The 19,444-nt window shown below is 60.9% G+C and carries 15 protein-coding genes and 1 tRNA gene; 12 read left to right on the top strand and 4 right to left on the bottom strand.

All coding sequences use genetic code 11. The features are described from left to right. The first annotated feature begins 311 nt into the window (after window positions 1-311). From AACL53_RS14340 to AACL53_RS14350, 3 genes are all read left to right on the top strand, one after another. Window positions 312-1,052, top strand: coding sequence for an SDR family oxidoreductase (locus AACL53_RS14340; protein WP_339085209.1), 741 nt, complete (start codon window positions 312-314; stop codon window positions 1,050-1,052). A gap of 195 nt (window positions 1,053-1,247) precedes the next feature. Then, complete coding sequence (locus AACL53_RS14345) at window positions 1,248-2,627, top strand: glucosaminidase domain-containing protein (protein WP_339085210.1); 1,380 nt, start codon at window positions 1,248-1,250, stop codon at window positions 2,625-2,627. A 30-nt stretch (window positions 2,628-2,657) separates the two neighbouring features. After that, window positions 2,658-4,121, top strand: coding sequence for a glucosaminidase domain-containing protein (locus tag AACL53_RS14350; protein ID WP_339085211.1), 1,464 nt, complete (start codon window positions 2,658-2,660; stop codon window positions 4,119-4,121). Window positions 4,122-4,162: 41 nt separating this feature from the next. Here the strand turns inward: AACL53_RS14350 and AACL53_RS14355 are convergent, their stop codons facing one another. Beyond that, window positions 4,163-5,134, bottom strand: coding sequence for a hypothetical protein (locus AACL53_RS14355; RefSeq protein ID WP_339085212.1), 972 nt, complete (start codon window positions 5,132-5,134; stop codon window positions 4,163-4,165). A gap of 132 nt (window positions 5,135-5,266) precedes the next feature. On the opposite strand from AACL53_RS14355, the gene uvrC reads away from it, so the two are divergent. From uvrC to AACL53_RS14385, 6 genes are all read left to right on the top strand, one after another. Next, on the top strand, window positions 5,267-7,258 hold the full coding sequence (uvrC, locus tag AACL53_RS14360; RefSeq protein ID WP_339085213.1) for an excinuclease ABC subunit UvrC: 1,992 nt from the start codon (window positions 5,267-5,269) through the stop codon (window positions 7,256-7,258). A gap of 32 nt (window positions 7,259-7,290) precedes the next feature. After that, window positions 7,291-10,032, top strand: a complete 2,742-nt coding sequence (locus AACL53_RS14365; protein ID WP_339085214.1) for a mechanosensitive ion channel domain-containing protein — start codon at window positions 7,291-7,293, stop codon at window positions 10,030-10,032. Between the two features lie 98 nt (window positions 10,033-10,130). After that, window positions 10,131-10,718: a CDP-diacylglycerol--glycerol-3-phosphate 3-phosphatidyltransferase gene (pgsA, locus tag AACL53_RS14370; RefSeq protein WP_339085215.1), complete on the top strand. Its 588-nt coding sequence runs from the start codon at window positions 10,131-10,133 to the stop codon at window positions 10,716-10,718. Window positions 10,719-10,723: 5 nt separating this feature from the next. Further along, window positions 10,724-11,002, top strand: coding sequence for a molybdopterin converting factor subunit 1 (gene moaD / locus AACL53_RS14375; RefSeq protein WP_339085216.1), 279 nt, complete (start codon window positions 10,724-10,726; stop codon window positions 11,000-11,002). A gap of 1 nt (window position 11,003) precedes the next feature. Continuing rightward, window positions 11,004-11,471, top strand: coding sequence for a molybdenum cofactor biosynthesis protein MoaE (locus AACL53_RS14380; RefSeq protein WP_339085217.1), 468 nt, complete (start codon window positions 11,004-11,006; stop codon window positions 11,469-11,471). A gap of 186 nt (window positions 11,472-11,657) precedes the next feature. Next, on the top strand, window positions 11,658-12,959 hold the full coding sequence (locus tag AACL53_RS14385) for an N-acetylmuramoyl-L-alanine amidase (RefSeq protein WP_339085218.1): 1,302 nt from the start codon (window positions 11,658-11,660) through the stop codon (window positions 12,957-12,959). 629 nt (window positions 12,960-13,588) lie between these two features. Here the strand turns inward: AACL53_RS14385 and AACL53_RS14390 are convergent. The 3 genes from AACL53_RS14390 to AACL53_RS14400 form a co-directional block, all read right to left on the bottom strand. Next, window positions 13,589-14,527, bottom strand: coding sequence for a diacylglycerol kinase family protein (locus AACL53_RS14390; protein WP_339085219.1), 939 nt, complete (start codon window positions 14,525-14,527; stop codon window positions 13,589-13,591). A 136-nt stretch (window positions 14,528-14,663) separates the two neighbouring features. Continuing rightward, on the bottom strand, window positions 14,664-15,569 hold the full coding sequence (gene rpoH, locus AACL53_RS14395; protein ID WP_339085220.1) for an RNA polymerase sigma factor RpoH: 906 nt from the start codon (window positions 15,567-15,569) through the stop codon (window positions 14,664-14,666). A gap of 177 nt (window positions 15,570-15,746) precedes the next feature. Beyond that, window positions 15,747-16,793 carry an RluA family pseudouridine synthase gene (locus AACL53_RS14400; protein WP_339086951.1) on the bottom strand — a complete coding sequence of 349 codons (1,047 nt, stop codon included), beginning with the start codon at window positions 16,791-16,793 and terminating at the stop codon, window positions 15,747-15,749. Window positions 16,794-16,832: 39 nt separating this feature from the next. On the opposite strand from AACL53_RS14400, the gene AACL53_RS14405 reads away from it, so the two are divergent. From AACL53_RS14405 to AACL53_RS14415, 3 genes are all read left to right on the top strand, one after another. After that, entirely contained in the window at window positions 16,833-17,210 is a 378-nt protein-coding gene (locus tag AACL53_RS14405; protein ID WP_339085221.1) for a hypothetical protein, read from the top strand. 126 nt (window positions 17,211-17,336) lie between these two features. Next, window positions 17,337-17,412, top strand: a tRNA-Glu gene (locus AACL53_RS14410). Between the two features lie 1,026 nt (window positions 17,413-18,438). Continuing rightward, window positions 18,439-19,416: a DNA cytosine methyltransferase gene (locus AACL53_RS14415; RefSeq protein WP_339085222.1), complete on the top strand. Its 978-nt coding sequence runs from the start codon at window positions 18,439-18,441 to the stop codon at window positions 19,414-19,416. The last annotated feature ends 28 nt before the right edge of the window (window positions 19,417-19,444 follow it).

The following is a 19,444-nucleotide window of genomic DNA, read 5'->3' on the forward strand; positions in this document are numbered from 1 at the left end:
TAAGGAAAACTTTTTCGGTCTGTCCACACAAGTCATTACACGCAGCATATTGCGACTTATGCTGACGATGTAACCGTCGGGCCACTCTGCTGCGATAAGAAGCCGGCGTCCTGCAGATATGCATTGAATTTGAGCAGCGAAACTCTTCGGTAAAGTGTGGCCGACGGTAATGTGCTGAAAAGGGTGGCAACTCAAGGTGCGGGGTTTTAGCTCGGGTCGGCGCCGGGATTCGGTCTCGTAGCCGTGTTAGGCATGATGTGCTCGCTAAGTTACTATTCCGGACCTGCCTCCCCCCTGATTAAACAGAGATCATGAACCAGCCTCAGAACGACTTTCCGACCGCTCTCATCACCGGGGCCGCGCGCCGAATCGGCCGGGCGCTTGCCTTGGATCTCGCGAGCGACGGCTGGACCGTCGCCATCCACTATCGAAAATCGGATGACGAAGCCGAGAGCCTCGTTCGCGACATTGTGGATAGAGGCGGCCGCGCACAATCGTTCCGCGCCGATCTTGCCGATCCCGACGCCCCGCGACAGCTCATGGCCGACGTCGTCCGCGACCTCAGCCCGCCGACGGTGCTCATCAACAACGCTTCGGAATTTCAACCCGACACGATCCAGAGCCTGGAGGATGCCACTTGGGATCTTCATCTCGGCATCAATCTCAAGGCGCCGATGTTCCTCGCGCAGGCGATGGCCGCGAGCCTGCCATCAGGTTGCGAAGGCAACATCATCAACATCATCGATCAGCGCGTTTGGAATCTGACGCCGGAATTCTTCTCGTACACGATTTCGAAAGCCGGGCTTTGGACGGCGACGCGAACACTCGCCCAGGCGCTCGCGCCACGCATCCGGGTCAATGCCATCGGTCCTGGTCCGGTGATGCGCAGCATCCATCAAACCGACGATGAATTCATTAGAGAGAGCAAGTCGACCCTGCTCCAACATGGCGCTTCTGCTGAGGAAATTGCGGCGACGGTGAGGTTCATCCTCGCTACGCCATCGCTGACCGGTCAGATGATCGCTCTCGATGGGGGACAGCATTTAACGTAAACCAAACGTTGCGGCGGCTCGCCCCTGCCGCAATCTGACCGCGCATCTTTCTCATTCCCGCCCCATTGCTCCGCGACTCTCGATTCGGGATCCCGCTGGGGGTTTATCAACATTTTATTAACGTTAAGCGTCTACGAACCTTAATGGTTTTGTTGGGCGCCTTTACGGGGGTGCCGCGTGCTTAAGGGTGTATTCATGATTGGCCGTGCTCGGGCGCCATTGGCGTTCGTCATCGCAGCAGCCGCGCCTTTGGCTGCCATGTCTCTGCCGGTTCAGGCGGCGGATCTTCCTCAGGTCAAACTTAGCGCAAAGAACAAGGTTCCGGCGTGTGCCACGCCGGGACGGCTCATGGGCTTCCTCGAAAGCCGCAACCGCAGCATCGACCCGCGCTTCGAAAAAATCGCCGCGGATTACATGCGCGTCGGCAACGAACTCAACATCCGCTGGGACATCGCCTTCTTCCAGATGATGCTCGAGACGGGCAACCTGACCTTCAAGGGCGACGTCTCCTCGAAACAGAACAACTTCGCCGGCATGGGCGCGACGGGCAAACATGTCCCCGGCGAAAGCTTCGCCGACGTCAGCACAGGCGTTAAAGCGCATCTCCAGCATCTCCTGCTCTATGCGGGCGAGCACCTCGACGATCCGGTCGCCGAACGCACGCGCAAAGTCCAGGAGTGGGGCGTCCTCACCGAGTGGCAGAAGACGCTCAACGGACCGATCGATTACAGCCAGCTTGCCAAGCAGTGGGCGCCGACATCCCGTCACTATGCCCGCGATATTGCTGCTCTTGCGGAGACGTTCTACGGCAGTCCGTGCAAGGGTGCCGACCCGAAGCCTGAGCTTCTTGCCTATGCGAAAACCGGCAACGCTCCGGCCGAGACCGGTGCGGTTGCCGACGCGACGCGCGTGCAAACCGCTTCAGTTGAAGACCCGAACAAATCGACTGCCAAGCTTTCCGGCGCCGATCTCGCGCGGCGCGCCGTTGAAGAAGCCCGCAAATCGGGCTCCTTCGTTCGCTCGGGTCTTGGCGGCGAATCCCTGATCGAGACAGCGAACGTCGCTCCGGCGGTCGGCGAACCCGAAGTCGCGGACCAGACACCCACAGCCTTCAAGATCATCAACGCGTCCGCGCCGTCAGACGACGCTTCGTCTGCGACCGATGCATCGGGCGCGGCAGCCGACATGCGCGGCCCGGCGGACTCAGCTCCTGTCGAGCCCCCCGCGAAGAAAACTTCGACCAAGAAAATCCAGACGGCTGCGCTCGGCGCCGGAACGAAAGCGTCCGTCACGGCGGGCGCCGCCACAAAGTCGGCGATCATGGTTCCGCCGAAGGGCGTCAAACCGAACTGCAAGGTCTGGACGGCGAGCTATGGCGGCGGTCATTCCGTCATCATCCGCGCACGCGCCGATCAGCAAGACAATTACACCGTCCTCGATGTCAACGAAGGATCGGAAAAGCGAGAAGCCGACGCCTACATCGCAGCCTACGCAAAGGGCGGCGAAACAGTCGGCGAATTCTCCAATCCCTCCCAGGCCCTCGACAAAGCTTTCGAGCTCTGCCCCGACGGCTGAAACCAACACATAATCTCAAAGGATAGTTGAATGGCGACTAAGTCGCTTGTATCGCGTATTATTGCCTGCACTCTAGCGTCTGCGTCGTTCGCGTTAGCGATCGACGCCGCCAACGCCGCTCCGCCCATTCGGACGAGCGAAAGCAACAAAGTTCCCGCTTGCGTTACGCCCGAGCGGCTCATGGCGTTCGTCAGCGAACGCAATCCGAATGTTGATCCGCGCTACCGCGAAATCGCGCACTGGTACAAGCACTACGGCGAAGGCTGGCGCGTGCGGTGGGACTATGCGTTCTACCAGATGGTCATCGAGACGAACTACCTGAAGTTCCGTCGCGAAGGCGGCAAGCGCGGTGACGTCTGGGAAAATCAAAACAACTTCGCCGGTATTGGCGCGACGGGCGGCGGCGTTCGCGGCGAATTCTTCCCCAACATAGAGACAGGCGTCCACGCGCAGATCCAGCACCTCGTCGCCTATTCGGGCGAACGTCTTGCGGCTCCGGTCGCAAAGCGCACGCGGGAGAACCAGGACGACATCGCAGCTCAGTCGAAGCGTCTCGGGCGGCCGGTGACATTCGGCGATCTCGCACGCCGCTGGGCAGCCGACCGCGCTTATGGCAAGTCGATCGACTTCATCGCCAGCCTCTATCAGAAGCGGTATTGCGATCCTGCGGCGCGTGCCGCCGAAGTGGATGCGGTTCCGGCTCCGCTGCCTATGCGCAGCGAATGGCGAGCCCCATTCCGTCCGCCGTCCGGACTTGGCGGTCCCGTGCCGGACGACAAGGCACCTTCGACGCCGGCTGCTGGTTCGAGTGAAAAGCAGCCTCTGGCCGGTTCGACTGAAAAGCAGCCTGCGGCTGCGGGCGTACCCAAAAAGCCGGCTGCGAAAGCTGCGAAAGGCGCGAAGCCTGCTTCCAAGCCTTCTGTCGCGTCCAAAACGCCGCCGAAGGCCAAGAAGACTTCGGCAAAAGAAGCGAACAGCAAGAAGCGCACACCCGACAGTTTCTCGCCTCAGCTCATGAATACTTCATGGGCTGGGACCACCGTTGTGGAGCGGCAATTGCCCGCTGAAAACAGCGGTCAGGACGATGTGGCGCGAGTTCCGGAGCCGGCGGTTCAACAGGCCGCGGCTCCGTCCGGCCTGTTTTCGACGCCGTGGCTTCCGACGTTCAAGATTTCGCCCTCCCCGCAAGAGCCTTCGCGTCTTGGCGGACCACTTCCAGCCGAACTCGGCGCGGCGGCAAAAGCTGCGGCGTCAGCTCCGGCGACGCCCTGCAAAGTGCTGGCCGCGAGTTACGGGGGCACCAAAACGTTGCTGATCCGCTCTCACGCGGGTGCTGAAACGCAGTACACCGCGCTGACGATCGTAGACGGCTTCGAGAAGTCCATGTTCGACGCGTATGCGCGAACTGAAGCGGTCGGCGCCGAGATCGTCGGAGAGTACGCGACGGCGGAAGCTGCTCTCGTCGACGCCAAGTTCAACTGCCCTGAAAATTGAGCACCAGCACGATCAGCGAACGGCGTGCCGACCAGAAGACATTAATCGGACGATGGGGCAAAGTACTTGAGAGCGGCGGTCGAAGCGGCTCCGCCGACCACGCAAGGAATTCCGGCTACGCCCATCCCCGTCGCAGCAGCCGCGACGCAGCCGAGAGCGAAAACGGTTTGTCCGGTCTGCCCCCACCAGTTGTAGTTACGAAGACTTTCCGGGCCTTTGGCCTTCAACTCGTCGATGGATGCGAGCGCGTCCTTGCGTAGTTTTGTCAGCTCGAGCGTTTCGGCGGCCTCGATGACTTCGGTAAGCGGCTTCCTGATTTTGGGATCGCTGTCGCTGGATATCTTTTTCAGAAGCAGCAGCAAATCGTCATTTCGCGACGCATTCTGCGCCAGCGTCCATTTCGCCATCGCGCCGATCGTCAACAGCTCGACCTTGTCCTTATCTTGCGAGAGTTCGAGCGCGCCCACGATGCGGCGGACGGGTGCTTCCCAGCCTGTGGCAAAATAATAGCCCCAGTTGAGGTCGATGACGCCCGCATCGTCCTTGATCGAAATCGCCGTGAGGGTCGGCTTATCGCCGAACATGTATTTGTCGATCAGAACCTTGCGCGCCGGCATGCGCTCGACGAACTTCGCCATCGTGTCGCGCCAGCGCGGGAGCCCCGAATAGGCGATCGCCTTGACGACGAGGACCTGGTCTTCGGGCGGCAGTGGAAACATCTTCGAGATGAGATCGTCGGCCATCTCCGGATTGGAGCCAAGGACACCCGCCACGAAGCCGATGTAGACTCCCGCCTGATCCACTTCCCTGATCGAGCCCTGCGCCGACATCGCCTTCACGGCTTCAGGCGCCCGTCGAGGCTCGGGATTTTTGCGGTAGCCGTTAATCCATTTCAGAAGCTCTTGCGCGTTCTCGAATGGCTTTACCGGCTTTTCCTTCATCGGCTTTGCCAGCGCCAACGCCGGCAAGACAACGATCAACGCGAGGCCGAGAACGGCGATGACGCGACGCATAACACCCCCCTCGGCGCTACTTTTTCCCCAATGTCCTAAAGAGCTTGCACACCACGCCCCTGGCGTGTTGATTTTGTGGCGCAAGCGCGATGCCTTGCTTGACCTCGGCGGCAGCCCAACTTTAGGTGCGCCATGACCGAAGAGCCGACAACATCCACATCGCCCCCGGAAACGCCCGTAAAGACGGGCCCGGAAGTGATTGCCGCGTATTTGAAGAACCTGCCGCAGAGCCCCGGCGTCTACCGGATGCTCGATGTCGCAGGCGAGGTGATCTACGTCGGCAAGGCGCGCTCGCTCCGCGCCCGCGTCTCCAACTATGCACGCCTCAACGGCCATACGAACCGAATAGCTCGTATGATCCTTGCGACGGCATCAATGGAGTTCGTCACCGTCCGGACTGAGGCCGAAGCGCTTCTCTTGGAAGCGAACCTCATCAAGCGCTTCCGGCCGCGCTTCAACGTGTTGATGCGGGACGACAAGTCGTTTCCCTACATTCTCATCTGCCGCGACCATCCGGCGCCCGCAGTGATGAAGCATCGGGGCGCTCGGAATCGCAAGGGCGACTACTTCGGTCCGTTCGCTTCGGCCGGAGCGGTCGGTCGCACAGTCAACATGCTGCAGCGAGCGTTTCTTCTGCGCTCGTGCTCCGACAGCGTCTACGAGAGCCGGACGCGGCCGTGCCTGCTCTATCAAATCAAGCGTTGCTCGGCGCCGTGCACGGGCGAAATCGGTCTCGATGACTATGCGGTGCTCGTCGATGAGGCTCAGCGGTTCTTGAGCGGCGGCAGCCAGACGGTCCGCCGCATGTACCAAGACCTCATGCAAGAGGCCGCCGACAAACTCGAGTTCGAGACGGCCGCCAAATACCGGAACCGGCTCTGGGCCCTCGCGCACGTTACGGCAGACCAGTCGATAAATCCGGAAGGCGTCGAGGAAGCCGATGTCTTCGCCGCCTATCAGGATGGCGGGCAGACATGCATTCAGGTGTTCTTCTTCCGGACGGGCCAGAACTGGGGCAATCGCGCCTATTATCCGAAAGCCGACCGCTCGCTCAACGTCGAGGACGTGCTCGATAGTTTCATCGCGCAGTTCTACGACGATAAGCCGGTGCCGCGGCTGATCCTGCTATCGCACGACATTGCGGAGCGGGAGCTTCTCGCCGAGGCTTTATCGACGAAAGCGGAGAGAAAAGTCGAAATCCGCGTTCCGTCGCGCGGGACGAAATCGACGATCGTCGAGCATGCGCTCGCGAACGCGCGGGAAGCCTTGGGCCGGAAGCTCGCCGAGAGTTCGTCGCAAGCACGGCTTCTCGAAGGCATCGCCGAGCGGTTCGCGCTGCCCTCGGTTCCACGCCGCATCGAGGTGTTCGACAACAGCCACACCGGCGGTACGAACGCCGTCGGCGCGATGATCGTCGCGGGGCCTGAGGGCTTCGTCAAAGGCCAGTACCGGAAATTCAACATCAAATCTCCGGATACGGCGCCTGGAGACGATTACGCGATGATGCGCGAGGTGCTGACGCGCCGGTTCAAGCGGATCGCGGATGCCGAAGTGCTGGAAGAAATCGAAACGGAAGTCGAAGAGATCGAAGCGGACGTGGCGGCCGGACCGTTAGTGCCCGTCGTCGTCGCAGAAGACGATACCGTCGAGGATCGCGCATTTCCGGACCGGCCGGATCTCGTTCTGATCGACGGCGGCCTCGGGCAGCTTTCCGTCGCGCGCGAAGTGCTCGCCGGATTTGGCCTGCACGACATTGCGCTGATCGGCGTTGCAAAGGGGCCCGATCGCGATGCGGGCCGCGAGCATTTTCATATCCCCGGCCGGGACCGGCCGATCATGCTCGAAGCCAAGGACCCGGTTCTCTATTTCGTTCAACGCCTGCGCGACGAAGCGCATCGCTTCGCGATCGGCACCCATCGGGCAAAACGTGCGAAATCGCTTGGCGTCAATCCGCTCGACGAGATCGAAGGCATCGGCCCAACGCGCAAACGGGCGCTTTTGAAGCACTTTGGCTCAGCGAAGGCCGTATCGCGGGCCGGTATCGAAGATTTGAAGGCTGTGGAGGGCATATCCGCCGATATGGCCAAGAAAATCTACGATTTCTTCCACGAGCGGGCGGGCTAGCGGCAATTATTTGAGTCTAGCCAGAAAGGCGCTTGCTGCCCTATTTTCGCGGCACTTGGGGGCCATGGGCCTACTTCCCGATTGTCATTTCGCTGTTGTCATTCAAAGGTTCTGTTCTGCCGATGCTGAGACGTGCATTTGCGACCGTTGCGCTCGCCATTCTTATTGCCGTTCCGGGCGCCGTTGAGGCGCAGGAGGCATGGGCGCCGGCCGTCAAACCTGTCGCGGCTGGGAAGTCAGCGACACCTGCCCCACATGGGACACCGGCAGCCGCGACTGCGCCTACAGCGGGAGCCGGTGCGGCGAACGCGCCCGCGGCGGGGACAGCTCCAGCGCCAGCACCAGCGACACCAGCGCAGGCGGTACCGGCGCAAGCCGCGCCTGCAGAGCCCGCGCCCGCGAATGCTCCCGCGGACTCCCTCCCTGCTCCCGCTCAAGAGCCCGCAGCCGCCGCGCCGCCCGAGGCGCAGCCTGCCGCCGCTGCTACCCCGCCGCCGCCGCCACCTCCGCCAGTTCTTACACCGGAAGTCAGCTCGACGATCAGCAGCATTGTCGGCGACATGGACGGAGCGGAAAAAACGCTGTCGGCGATTTCAGGCGTCAACGCCGATCTCGGCCGGTTGCGCGACAACATCGACGGCGTGATCGCGAAGTCGACGCAGACGGCCGACGGGCTTCGCCCACGTCTTTCCGATCTCCACGTTCAGATCAAACGGCTTGGCGATCCACCGGCCAAGGACGCCGCGCCGGAGCCGGCAGCCGTTGCGGCTGAGCGGGCGCGGCTCGATGTGCAGGAAGCCGAGGTCTCAGGCGCGATCAAGACACTTGAAGTCACGTGGTGGCGCGCGCGTCAGGCGATCGACAAAATCACCGAGCTCAGGCTGCAGATGTTTGTGCGCAGCCTGACGGAGCAGATGTCGAGTCCGCTGCTGCCGGCCTTCTGGAACGATATCGCGCGGCAACGGGCGAGCGTCCAATGGCGCCTTCAATACAATGCCGAGGACTGGTGGAATTCGATCAACAGGCAAAAAGGCAGCGTGCTCGTCCTCTATGCGGCGGCGATCGGCCTTTATCTGCTGTTGAAGGCGGTGGTGCTGTCGCTGACGCGCTACCGGCCCGGACCCAATGCAACCCCGCCGAGCTTCTTCCAACGTGCAGCATCGGCTTCATGGATTGCGCCCGTCCGCGCCATCCCAGGCATTGCGGCGATCCTGCTGCTTTATGGCGGGCATGAATATCTTGGGCTGCTCTACTACCCGACCGCGGCGCCCGTAGGTGCGGCGTTTTTCAGGTATGCACTCGTTTTCACCGCGGTTTCGGCACTGATCATTTCCGTCTTCGCGCCCAACCGGCCCGAACGGCGGCTCATGGCTTTGTCCGACCGCAGTGCCCGGCGCATCACGACGCTGCTCATCATCCTGGCCCTGATCTATTCGATCGATCTTTTCCTCTCGAGTTTCGGGCAAATTCTTTACTTCCCGCTGTCGATGAGTGTGGCGCAATCGCTCTTTGCGAGCCTTGCATTCGCGTTTGTCCTGATCGGGTTGTTGCTGACGCCCTTCGAGTCGAGCGAGACGACGCTGGCCACGCCGGTCAGACGCGGCGATCCGATCTGGTTCAAGCTGCCACTCGGAATCGCCACGGCCGCGATCATCGGCTGCTGTCTTTTCGGCTACATCGCGATGGCGCGCTTCCTGTCGCAGCAGCTGGTCATGACCGGTGTCGTCGGTCTCATCGCGGTGCTTCTCTACCTCGCCATTCGCGCGTTCACGCGCGGGAGCACGACGTCTCGCGGCCACATCAGCGTCGTTCTCGAAGAGCGCATGGGATTCGACGAAACCCGCCGCAAGCAACTCGGCTGGCTGACTGAGGTCGTGCTGACGCTCGGCGTCGCGTTCCTCACGCTCCCTATACTGCTGCTGCAATGGGGCTTTGCCGCGCCCGATATCCGGGACTGGCTGGAGCGATTGCTGTTCGGTTTCGAGATCGGACAGATACGCATCTCCATCGTCAAAATTCTTCTGGGCGTCGCGATCTTCGTCGGGCTCGTGTTCGTCACGCGCCTCATCCAGCGGCGGCTGCGCGATAACCTCCTCATCGCGCCGAGGATGGATGCCGGTATCGCGAATTCGATCGACACCGCGGTCGGCTACGCAGGCACGGGTCTCGCGGCCGTCATCGCCATCTCGTACGCCGGCTTCAACATCACCAATCTCGCGATCGTCGCCGGTGCGCTTTCTGTCGGTATCGGTTTCGGCTTGCAGTCGATCGTCAACAACTTCGTCTCCGGCCTCATCCTGCTCATCGAGCGGCCGATCAAGGTTGGCGATTGGGTCGTCGTCGGCAACGAGCAGGGGACGGTCCGGAGCATTTCCGTGCGGTCGACCGAAATCGAGACGTTCGACCGGGCGAGCCTGATTGTGCCGAATTCGGAACTGATCACAGGCCGCGTGCTGAACTGGACGCACCGGAGCGCACTCGGGCGCGTCGTGCTGAAGTTCTCGGCCGGGCCGGACGTCGATCCGAGGCGGGTGCTGACCATTCTGACCGAGTGCGCCAATCGCCATCCGAGCATTCTGCGCGAACCGGCGCCGATCGCGGTTTTCGAAGGCTATACCAAGGATACGACGGACTACACGCTCCGGGTCCTGCTGCCCGACATCACGCACGGCCTCCGGGTGCAATCCGACCTCAGGGTCGCGGTGTACGAAGCTTTAAGGCGTTCGGGCATCGTCGGCACCTCGGCCTTGCCCGCGCCCGCGGCCGCCTCATGACGAGTGGTGCGGCTTTGTGCCCGGGGATTCACCATTGAGCATCCACTGGGCCGTCTAGGGATTGACGGCCCCTCTCCCCTGCGGCTAACCCAAAAACCATGGATCACGTCGCGCACCGCTCGCTCTCGACGAGCCTGCCCAATATCCTGACCTATGGCCGGATGGCGGCGGTACCCGTGCTTGCCGGCGTCCTGTTTTTCGGGACAGGCGAAGTGGCGCGCTGGCTGGCGTTCGCGATCTTTGTCGCTGCATGTCTCACCGACTGGCTCGACGGATATCTCGCGCGGATCTGGGAGCAGCAGTCGAACCTCGGCCGCATGCTCGATCCGATCGCCGATAAGCTGCTCGTCGGGGCAACGCTCCTGATGCTCGTCTACACCGGCACGATCGGCGGCTGGGCGATCTGGGCGGCTCTCATCATTCTGTCGCGCGAAATTCTCGTTTCCGGGCTTCGCGAATTTCTCGCCGAGCTCAACGTCAAAATTCACGTCACGCAGCTTGCCAAGTGGAAGACGGCCGTTCAGTTCGTTGCCCTTGCGATGCTGCTCGTTGGACCGGCGGCGGAAGGCATCCTGCCCGGCACAACGACGGCGGGCGTTTTGCTTTTATGGATTGCCGCACTTCTTACGCTATTGACCGGTTACGACTATCTGAAAGCCGGAATTCGCCACGCGATCGATCGCTGAGGGCCATGACCGAAAAACCAAGCACTGGCGAAACCGTACTGCGCTATTTCGCGTGGCTGCGAGAGCGCACCGGCCTCAGCGAAGAACGCCTGATATTGCCGGCGGAGATCCTGACCGTGGGCGACCTGCTTCTCTGGCAGTCCCGTCGCGGTCATCCGTTCGATCAGGCATTCGCGAAGCCCGAGGCGATCCGCGTCGCGATCGATCACGCCCACGCGAAACCCGCCGCACAGATCGGATGCGCGCGCGAGATCGCGTTCTTTCCTCCCGTGACCGGAGGCTAAGATGGCCGTTCGCGTTTCAGAGGCGGATTTCGATGTCTCGGAAGAAATGGCGCGGCTTGCCGCAGACGATACCGGAATAGGTGGCGTCTCAATTTTCGTCGGCAAGGTGCGCGGCGAAGCGGGGGCTGAGAAGCTCGTCTCGATGACGCTCGAACATTATCCCGGCATGACGGAAGCTGAGCTCGAGCGCATCGAAGCGGAAGCGCGGCAGCGATTTAATCTGTCGGCGTCGTTAATCATACATCGCGTCGGGGAGCTCAAGCCTGGCGATAATATCGTGCTGGTTATCGCGTGTTCGCCGCACCGCGGCGATGCGTTTGGTGCGACAGCATTCCTGATGGACTACCTTAAGACGTGTGCGCCATTCTGGAAGAAAGAGACGCTCGTCAGCGGCACCACCCGATGGGTCGAAGCCCGCGAAAGCGATGACGAAGCGGCCGCAGCTTGGGTTTCAAACGGCAATAGCTGATTAGCTGCCGCCCAAAGCTTTCCTCGAAACCGCTAATTTTAGCTCTTAACGAGAGATTAACTGCTGTTGCCCGATAATCTTAATAACCTATTGCTCCGACCGCTAAAACGCCATCTTCCCCAGGCACACAGAAGCATCTGTGGCGCACTCGGATGGGTGGTGAGCGCGCCTAGGGGGATTGCACTTATGCGTTGCTCGGCTCGACGCTCAATATGCAGCGTCATCGCAGCGGCTTTCGCCGCCGGCGCAGTGTGCCCGGCCTACGCCGCGAGCAAGGCCGCAGACACGACCGCTCAGAATTCCGATGTGCAGACCGCAGTCGTCTCGCCGGGGCCCGCGCCTAGGCCGGCCCAAAGCACCACGGGTACCCGCTTCGTCATCGGTCTCGAAAGCAAAGTCGACTATCAGGTCTTTGCACTTGCGAACCCGAACCGGGTCGTCGTCGAACTGCCCGGCGTCAACGTTCGGCTTCCGACACTCGAAGGAAAGCAGCCGGCGGGCCTCGTCAAAAGTTTTCGAGCCGGTCTCGCGGCACGCGGCAAAACACGCGTCGTCATCGACGTCACCGAGCCGGCCGTGATCGAAAGCTCGAAGATCAGCAAAGACAAGGATGGCCGTTACCTCCTCTCTCTCGCTATACTTCCCGCGGCCGCCGCGCTTCCCGATCCCCGCAAATCACTGGCGAAGCCCTCGGCTCTCGGCGCATCCGACCTGCAGCCGCCCTCGCCGCGGCTTGCCGAAACCCCGAGAGAACGCGCCGCAAAGGCTTACAAGCAGATCATCGTTCTCGATCCCGGTCATGGCGGCAACGACTCAGGAGCCATGAAATTCGGGACGGTCGAAAAGGAGGTCGTCCTCAAATTCGGCCTCGTATTGCGCGACCTTCTCGAGAAAACCGGCCGCTATAAGGTTTTGATGACGCGTAGCGACGACACATTCATTCCGCTCGACGAGCGGACGAAGTACGCGGAGCGCAACAAAGCAAACCTCTTCATCGCCATCCACGCCGACTACTCGGACAACGGCTCGCGGGCGCGCGGCGCCACGATCTATTCGTTGCGTGACGGCGTCGCCAAATCGCTCGAACGCTCCGCGAAGGGCAACTCGGCGCAAATGGTTCTGTCCGCCGACGAGATCGATACGGTCAAGAGCGCCAACGGCGATGTCGGTACCGTCAAAGACATTCTCGCCGATCTTGCCAACCGCGACTTGGAAATGACGCGCGAACGCAGCGGCATGTTCGCGAAGACGGTCATCGAGAACATGGGCGAAAGCACTCCCCTTCGCCAAGAGCCCGAGCAGCAGGCTGCGTTCCGCGTTTTGAAGACGGCGCAGTTTCCTTCCGTTCTGATCGAGCTTGCCTACGTGACGAACCAGCAAGACGCCAGCAACCTGAAATCCGACGAATGGCGCAGCAAGGTTGCGCAATCGATCGCGACCGCGATCGACAATTACTTCTCACACGATATCGCGCGCCTTCCTATGTAGGCGTCTCGCGACAGTGTTTGGATTGCGCCTTGCGACTCCCCTCCGGCGAGCCGGCCGCAAGGCGCGGAAATAACAAAAAAGAGGCCGGCTCATTGGAGCCGGCCTCTTTTTTTGCGTGGCAGGAGTTCGTCGCACCGGCTCCTGCATGCATCAGTTACCTCCTACATGGAGGATATTTGTGCTGTTGTCGCCAGAGCAGAATCAGCCAGCGTCTCCTCGACAAATCGCGCGAGGAGTGGGCCCCGCTTGATCGGAGAAAACCGGTTGGCTGGTGACAGCGCTTCTGCATGAGGCACTCCATCTTCCAGGTGTCCGCCAACTCGCTCAGGAGAGCGAGTGTTCCGATATCGAGACAACGCACGCGGACTCTCAGCACACGGGCTCGCTGAGCGGCGCGCTAACGTCTGAAGTTCGATATCGGAAATGCGGAAAGGGTTGGATAGGTACGTGAAGCTGCCGAACCTGGACCAGAACGACGCTCCCTCGGGCAGCCCTATCCATTGCTGCCGCGCGCCATTCGAAGTCATCTGCCGGTCCATCTGGAACCGGTCCAGAGAAGAGAAGGGCATTGACCCTTGGTTCTCGCTCTGACGCTCGCACAAAGTTGTAAGGACACGCCAAACAACACTTCACACTTCATAGGCTACGCGATTCGCATGACAATTCGTGAGATCAGCAACATAGCGAGGCGGGACGATCAGCCGAACGCGGGGACCGTCGGCACGAACGTCCACAGGAGACATTCCGCCCTCGTCCCCGTCGACCTGGAAATGTGTGGGTTCCCGCCGGCCGATCGTTGCGGCCTTGACCGGCAAAACGTGCACGCCCTTCGGCCTCGCGTCCGGTCGGGCGAGCCATCCCAGCGCCAGCGATAGCAGATTGGCTCCGATTGCTCGGCGAGAGCCTGCTTCCATCACGACGGCAATGAGCGTATCGCGCCCCAACCCGGCATCAGGGGCCAGCGTGAACAGGCTGCCGTAGCGGGTCGCAAACGATAGGATTATCCAGCTCGCTTCGAACTTTCGCCCGTCGAGCTCGACGTCGAAAACAGGGTGCGCCTCGGCAAATGTCCTGATGACGGGATAGACATAGGCGCCCCTGCCGAACACGCGTTTCGTCCGGTAATTGAGCTTCGCGACGACGCGCGCGTCGAAGCCTGCGCCCAACATCAGGAAAAACGGTTGGCCGTTGGCGAGGCCGCCGTGCGTCTCGATTTGCTCGCCGGTCAGCAGCACGTCGGCGAGCGCCCGAACGCCTTTCGGCAGGCCGATCTCGGCGGCGAGCACGTTGCCGGTTCCCAGGGGCACGAGACCGACGGGCAGGATCGTTCCGGCCGCCCCCGTCGCCACGGCGCGGAAGGTGCCGTCGCCGCCCGCCGCAATGACGGCGTCACAGGCGCCGCGTCTTGCCAAATCCGCAACGCGTTCCGAGGCTTCGGCAGAACTGCGTGCTGGGACCTGGAAGACTTCTGCCTTGCTATGGCGCAGGCGGCCGATCACGCCGTCGAGAAGGCGGGGGATGGCGACGCCGGCGGTCGAATTGAAAACGAGTGCAAACCGGCGGCGCATTGGTGGATCGCAATCCATAAGGCAATGGCGGCGCCAGGTCGGCGCCGCCATGTGAAGCTTACAGAGATAAGCGGGTATGCGCCTTAAACGATCCCGTCAAGCCCAGTACTTGGCCCGGTACTGGACCGATAATACGTCAGTGGCGGGCGCCTTCGAGCGCCGCAGGCGCTTCCGCCTGCCGCGCTGTCGACGTCACCGCTTTCTGCACCTTTTCGAACGCCCTGACCTCGATCTGCCGGATGCGCTCGCGGCTGACGCCGAACTCTTCCGACAACTGCTCGAGCGTTGCCGGATCTTCAGTCAGCCTTCGAGCCTCGAACACCCGGCGCTCGCGATCGTTCAGGACGGCCATGGCCGACGAGAGATACGACTTACGCCGTTGCAGCTCTTCGTCCTCAACGAGGCGATCTTCCTGGGTCGGCGTATCGTCAACGAGCCAATCCTGCCATTCGCCCGATTCCGATTCAGCGCGAATGGGCGCGTTGAGGGACGCGTCGCCACCGAGGCGGCGATTCATATTCACCACGTCTTCCTCGGGCACGCCGAGCTTTGTCGCGATCGTCTTGACGTGCTCTGGCTTCAGATCGCCGTCATCGAGCGCCTGGAGCTGGCTTTTCGCGCGCCGCAAATTGAAGAAGAGCTTCTTCTGCGCCGCGGTGGTGCCCATTTTCACGAGGCTCCACGAGCGCAGGATGTACTCTTGAATCGACGCGCGAATCCACCACATCGCATATGTGGCGAGGCGAAAGCCCTTGTCGGGATCGAAACGTTTGACGGCCTGCATCAGGCCGACGTTTCCTTCGGATATGACTTCGCCGATCGGCAAGCCGTAGCCGCGATACCCCATCGCGATGCGCGCAACGAGACGCAAGTGCGACGTCACGAGCTTTTCGGCGGCGTCCGAATCCTGGTGTTCCTGCCAGCGCTTGGCGAGCATAAATTCCTCGTTAGGCGCAAGCATCGGGAATTTGCGAATCTCTTCCAGATACCGCGTAAGGCCGAGCGAACCGCCGGCCAGTGACGGAAGACCTTTAGATGCCATTGCCCTCTACCGGACCTTCTCCCGTTTCCGGTTCGGCCCGTGCTCCCTTCAGATTGTGGGAGTCTGTACGCTCCCCCAACGTCTGATGTTACATAGTAATGAAATCTAGGAATTCACTAGGGGTTCCCGTCACTTCGTCTTGAACGGCCGTGACGATAACCCACATATCCAGATCACCTACTTCAAACGACGGGCGCGCTTCTTTTCCGTCGGTTTGTCTTGGGTAGGCTTCAACGCCTCTCCAAGCTGTTCAAGGTCGGCTGGCAATTTACTGCTAAACTTAAGCTTTTTGCCCGAAATCGGATGTTCGAACTCGAGTTCGGCGGCGTGAAGCGCCTGTCGCGTCAGGCTTGACGCCACGTCTTTCGCCTTGGCGGGAAGCGAGCCCAGTCGCGTCTTAAATCCGGCGCCATAGGTCGGATCTCCCAGAACCGGATGGCCGATATGCGCCAGATGCACGCGGATTTGATGCGTCCTACCGGTTTCCAGCACCAGCCGTAGGAGCGACACATCTCCGCCGGGCGTTTCTCCGGGGAATACGTCGATCACCTCATAATGCGTCTTGGCGCTGCGGCCGACCATGCCCCGCGTTACAGCGATCTTCATCCGGTTGGCGCGGCTTCGTCCGAGGCGGGCATCGATTGAACCGGCAGGCAGCGGAAGTTTGCCCCATACGAAAGCCAAATAGCTGCGATGGAGCCGGCCGTCGCGGCCGTGGCTTTGGAACTGCTCCGCCAAGCCCTGGTGCGCCGCGTCCGACTTGGCGACCACGAGCAGGCCCGACGTGTCCTTGTCCAGCCGATGCACGATGCCGGGCCGCTTGACGCCGCCAATACCAGAGAGGCTATCGCCGCAATGGGCGATCAAAGCGTTGACCAGTGTTCCCGAAGCGTGTCCCGCTGAAGGGTGCACGACGAGGCCGGCCGGCTTGTCGACCACGATCAGATCGTCATCTTCGTAGACGATGTCGAGCGGCACATCTTCGCCCTCGACGCCGGTATCTGCCGCCTGCGGCAGGGTGACTGTATAAACCGCGCCCGGTTTGACCGGTGTGCGCGGCTCCCCTATCGTCTCGCCCGCGCGGACGTGGCCATCGCGTATGAGAGACTGGACACGGGCACGGCTCACCCCATCAATCTTCGAGGCGAGCCAACGATCGAGCCGTTGGCCAGCATCTTCGGGGCCTGCGACAACCTCGATGAGGCTCTGTTTTTGTTCGTCGATGGGCACGGGGCTCGTAACTATCAGAAAGAAATTCTCGTGATGACTAACGATCAGCCGCAGACATCCTCGGCCGACTTGATGCGCGAACAGCGCCTCCAGCGCAATCTCAAGATCGTCGTCGGTGGACTTGCCGCGCTTATTCTCGTGGGGCTCGGAGCCGTCGCGGTGAAGGTGGTTGGTCTCGCGTCGGGTGGCTCTAGTAGCGCACAAACGTCGCGGACGGTCACCGTTTCGCCCGGTGCGACGCTTTCGCTGGAGATTCCAAAGGGCGCGCGGATCGTGTCGGTTTCATTGTCGGGCAACCGGCTCGCCGTCCACCACGAGGGGCCGAGCGGCCCGGGGATTGCGATCGTCGACATCGAAACAGGGCAACGTGTGGCCGAAGTGAAGCCGGTGGAATCAGTGCCGCGCAATTAGCAGGCGCTTCATGGGCTTGCCGCTTCCTTTCCGGAGCGATTGGTCTTCTCGCCTGCTCAGGTTGTAATTGCATGCGCTTCAGGGCTTGATCGGCCGCGAACACTCGACTACACGTCCTTTGCGCCTGCCCCGTTCGTCTAGTGGCCCAGGACACCCGCCTCTCACGTGGGCAACAGGGGTTCGAGTCCCCTACGGGGCGCCAATCCGTCTTTGACGGTGTTTTTGCCAGCAGTTTCAATGATTTGGTTTCAGTAGGCAACTTCCGCAAGGCACTCAATGTGACCTAGCAGGAGCTGCAAATATGTTACCTATAACTGATCACACAGCAAGCCGTCCGTCTATTCGTGTTCGACCAGGAGCTGTCCCGACACCGCTTGGCCGACTTACTGATCGCGCAGCTGTCGATCTCCTCATCAGACTCACAGCTAACGAGAACATTCCTGAGGGGACCTCTGACGCTGCGCCACGAACCAGTTTCGAGGATGACTGCCTGACGGACCACCGCCTTACGCGGCACAGGCTCCAACTCCAGGCACTGCGTATTTCCCAGCGCATCCTGCTGAACCTCAAAGACGTCACCAACGACTATCGCGCTCGACCCTCAACTGGGCCGGGCGCTGTGATAGTGGCTGGGGTCATTGCAACGGCATTGCTGGTGCTTGCTCCTCGACGACAGGCGGTAGCCAGCGGCCTGACAGCCGAGGCTGTTTTTTCGGCGGCTACTGCGACTGTCCGATTGGCTAGGTTGCAGCCCTTTAGCTGCGTCGTGGTCCAGCCGTGCGGCGCTGAGCAAGCGGGGGAGCAGTGATGACAACGCTTTTGATAGCAGCAATGGGGATCGCTGTGTGGGCCATTATCATCGCTTCGATTTTGAAGGGCTTTTGGACGCCAGCTCGGTTGCTGCGGTTGATGATTGGACTTGCGGTCATTGGGGCCAGTCGTGCGGCTCACATTGGCGATTGGGAGGTCTGGACCGCATTTGCGGTTATTGGCTTCCTCCTCGGTGAACTCCGGTCTCGAAGGTCGAACAAAGCTCAAGACTAACCCCAGAGTCGAGAGTCCTCGTCATCCACCTGGCAGAGGATTCTCGTTCTCTTTCGGAGCGCAGGTCATCGGCGGGCGATTATGAGACCTTTCCCACGGAAGATGTGAATGCGCAGCTCCGAGAGCTAGTGAGGCTCTGGAAGACTGTGCTTACAATCGAAACCAAGCGAATCAGGCGGAACACATGCCACTTACGTCACTAGAGCTTTGCGCAGGTGCAGGAGGCCAAGCTCTTGGTCTTGAACAAGCGGGTTTCCGTCATGCGGGGCTCGTTGAAATCGATGAGCACGCTTGCAGAACCCTCCGGGCCAATCTCCCGCAAAGCAGAGTCATTCAAGCTGACCTTCTCAAACCGTTCGATGCCTCTGACTTCGAAGGAGTTGATTTGCTTGCGGGAGGGCTGCCTTGCCCTCCGTTCTCAGTAGCGGGCAAACAACTCGGAGCCGCAGATGAGCGAAATCTTTTCCCCGCCGCTCTGCGGATCATTGCGGAAGTGAAGCCCAAGGCTGTCATGTTCGAGAACGTTCGCGGCCTCCTCGATCCTAAGTTTGGAGCCTATCGAAGATTCATTACGGACAGCTTGGAGACCCTTGGATTTGCAACCGACTTCAAGTTACTCAACGCATCGGACTTTGGCGTTCCACAACTTCGCCCGAGGGTGGTCTTTGTCGCTCTTCGTCGCCAATACGCCAGCAACTTCGAGTGGCCAAAGATGAGGCGGAGGCCAAAGACGGTCGGCGAAACTCTCATCGATCTTATGGCTGAAAATGGCTGGTCAGATGCCGAACGTTGGAAGATGCAGGCCGATCAGATTGCCCCTACCATCGTCGGAGGGTCCAAGAAACACGGAGGTCCGGACCTTGGGCCTACCCGTGCTAAAATGGCCTGGGCGGCGCTCGGGGTCGATGGAATGGGCATCGCCAACGATGCTCCCGATGAATGTTTCAAGGGCGCACCAAAACTTACAGTCCGGATGGTGGCTCGATTGCAAGGATTCCCGGATCATTGGGAGTTCGTCGGACGCAAGACGCACACGTACAGACAGGTCGGCAATGCGTTTCCGCCTCCTGTAGCACGCGCAGTGGCAACTCAGATCAAGAAGGCTTTAATTCGCGGAACAAAGGAAAAGCCATTGCTTGATCAGATGAGAGTCTGTGCATAGCCGCATCTCCTTCCCTCGTTATAACTTT

The organism is Hyphomicrobium sp. ghe19 (assembly GCF_902712875.1).
Lineage (GTDB): Bacteria > Pseudomonadota > Alphaproteobacteria > Rhizobiales > Hyphomicrobiaceae > Hyphomicrobium_B.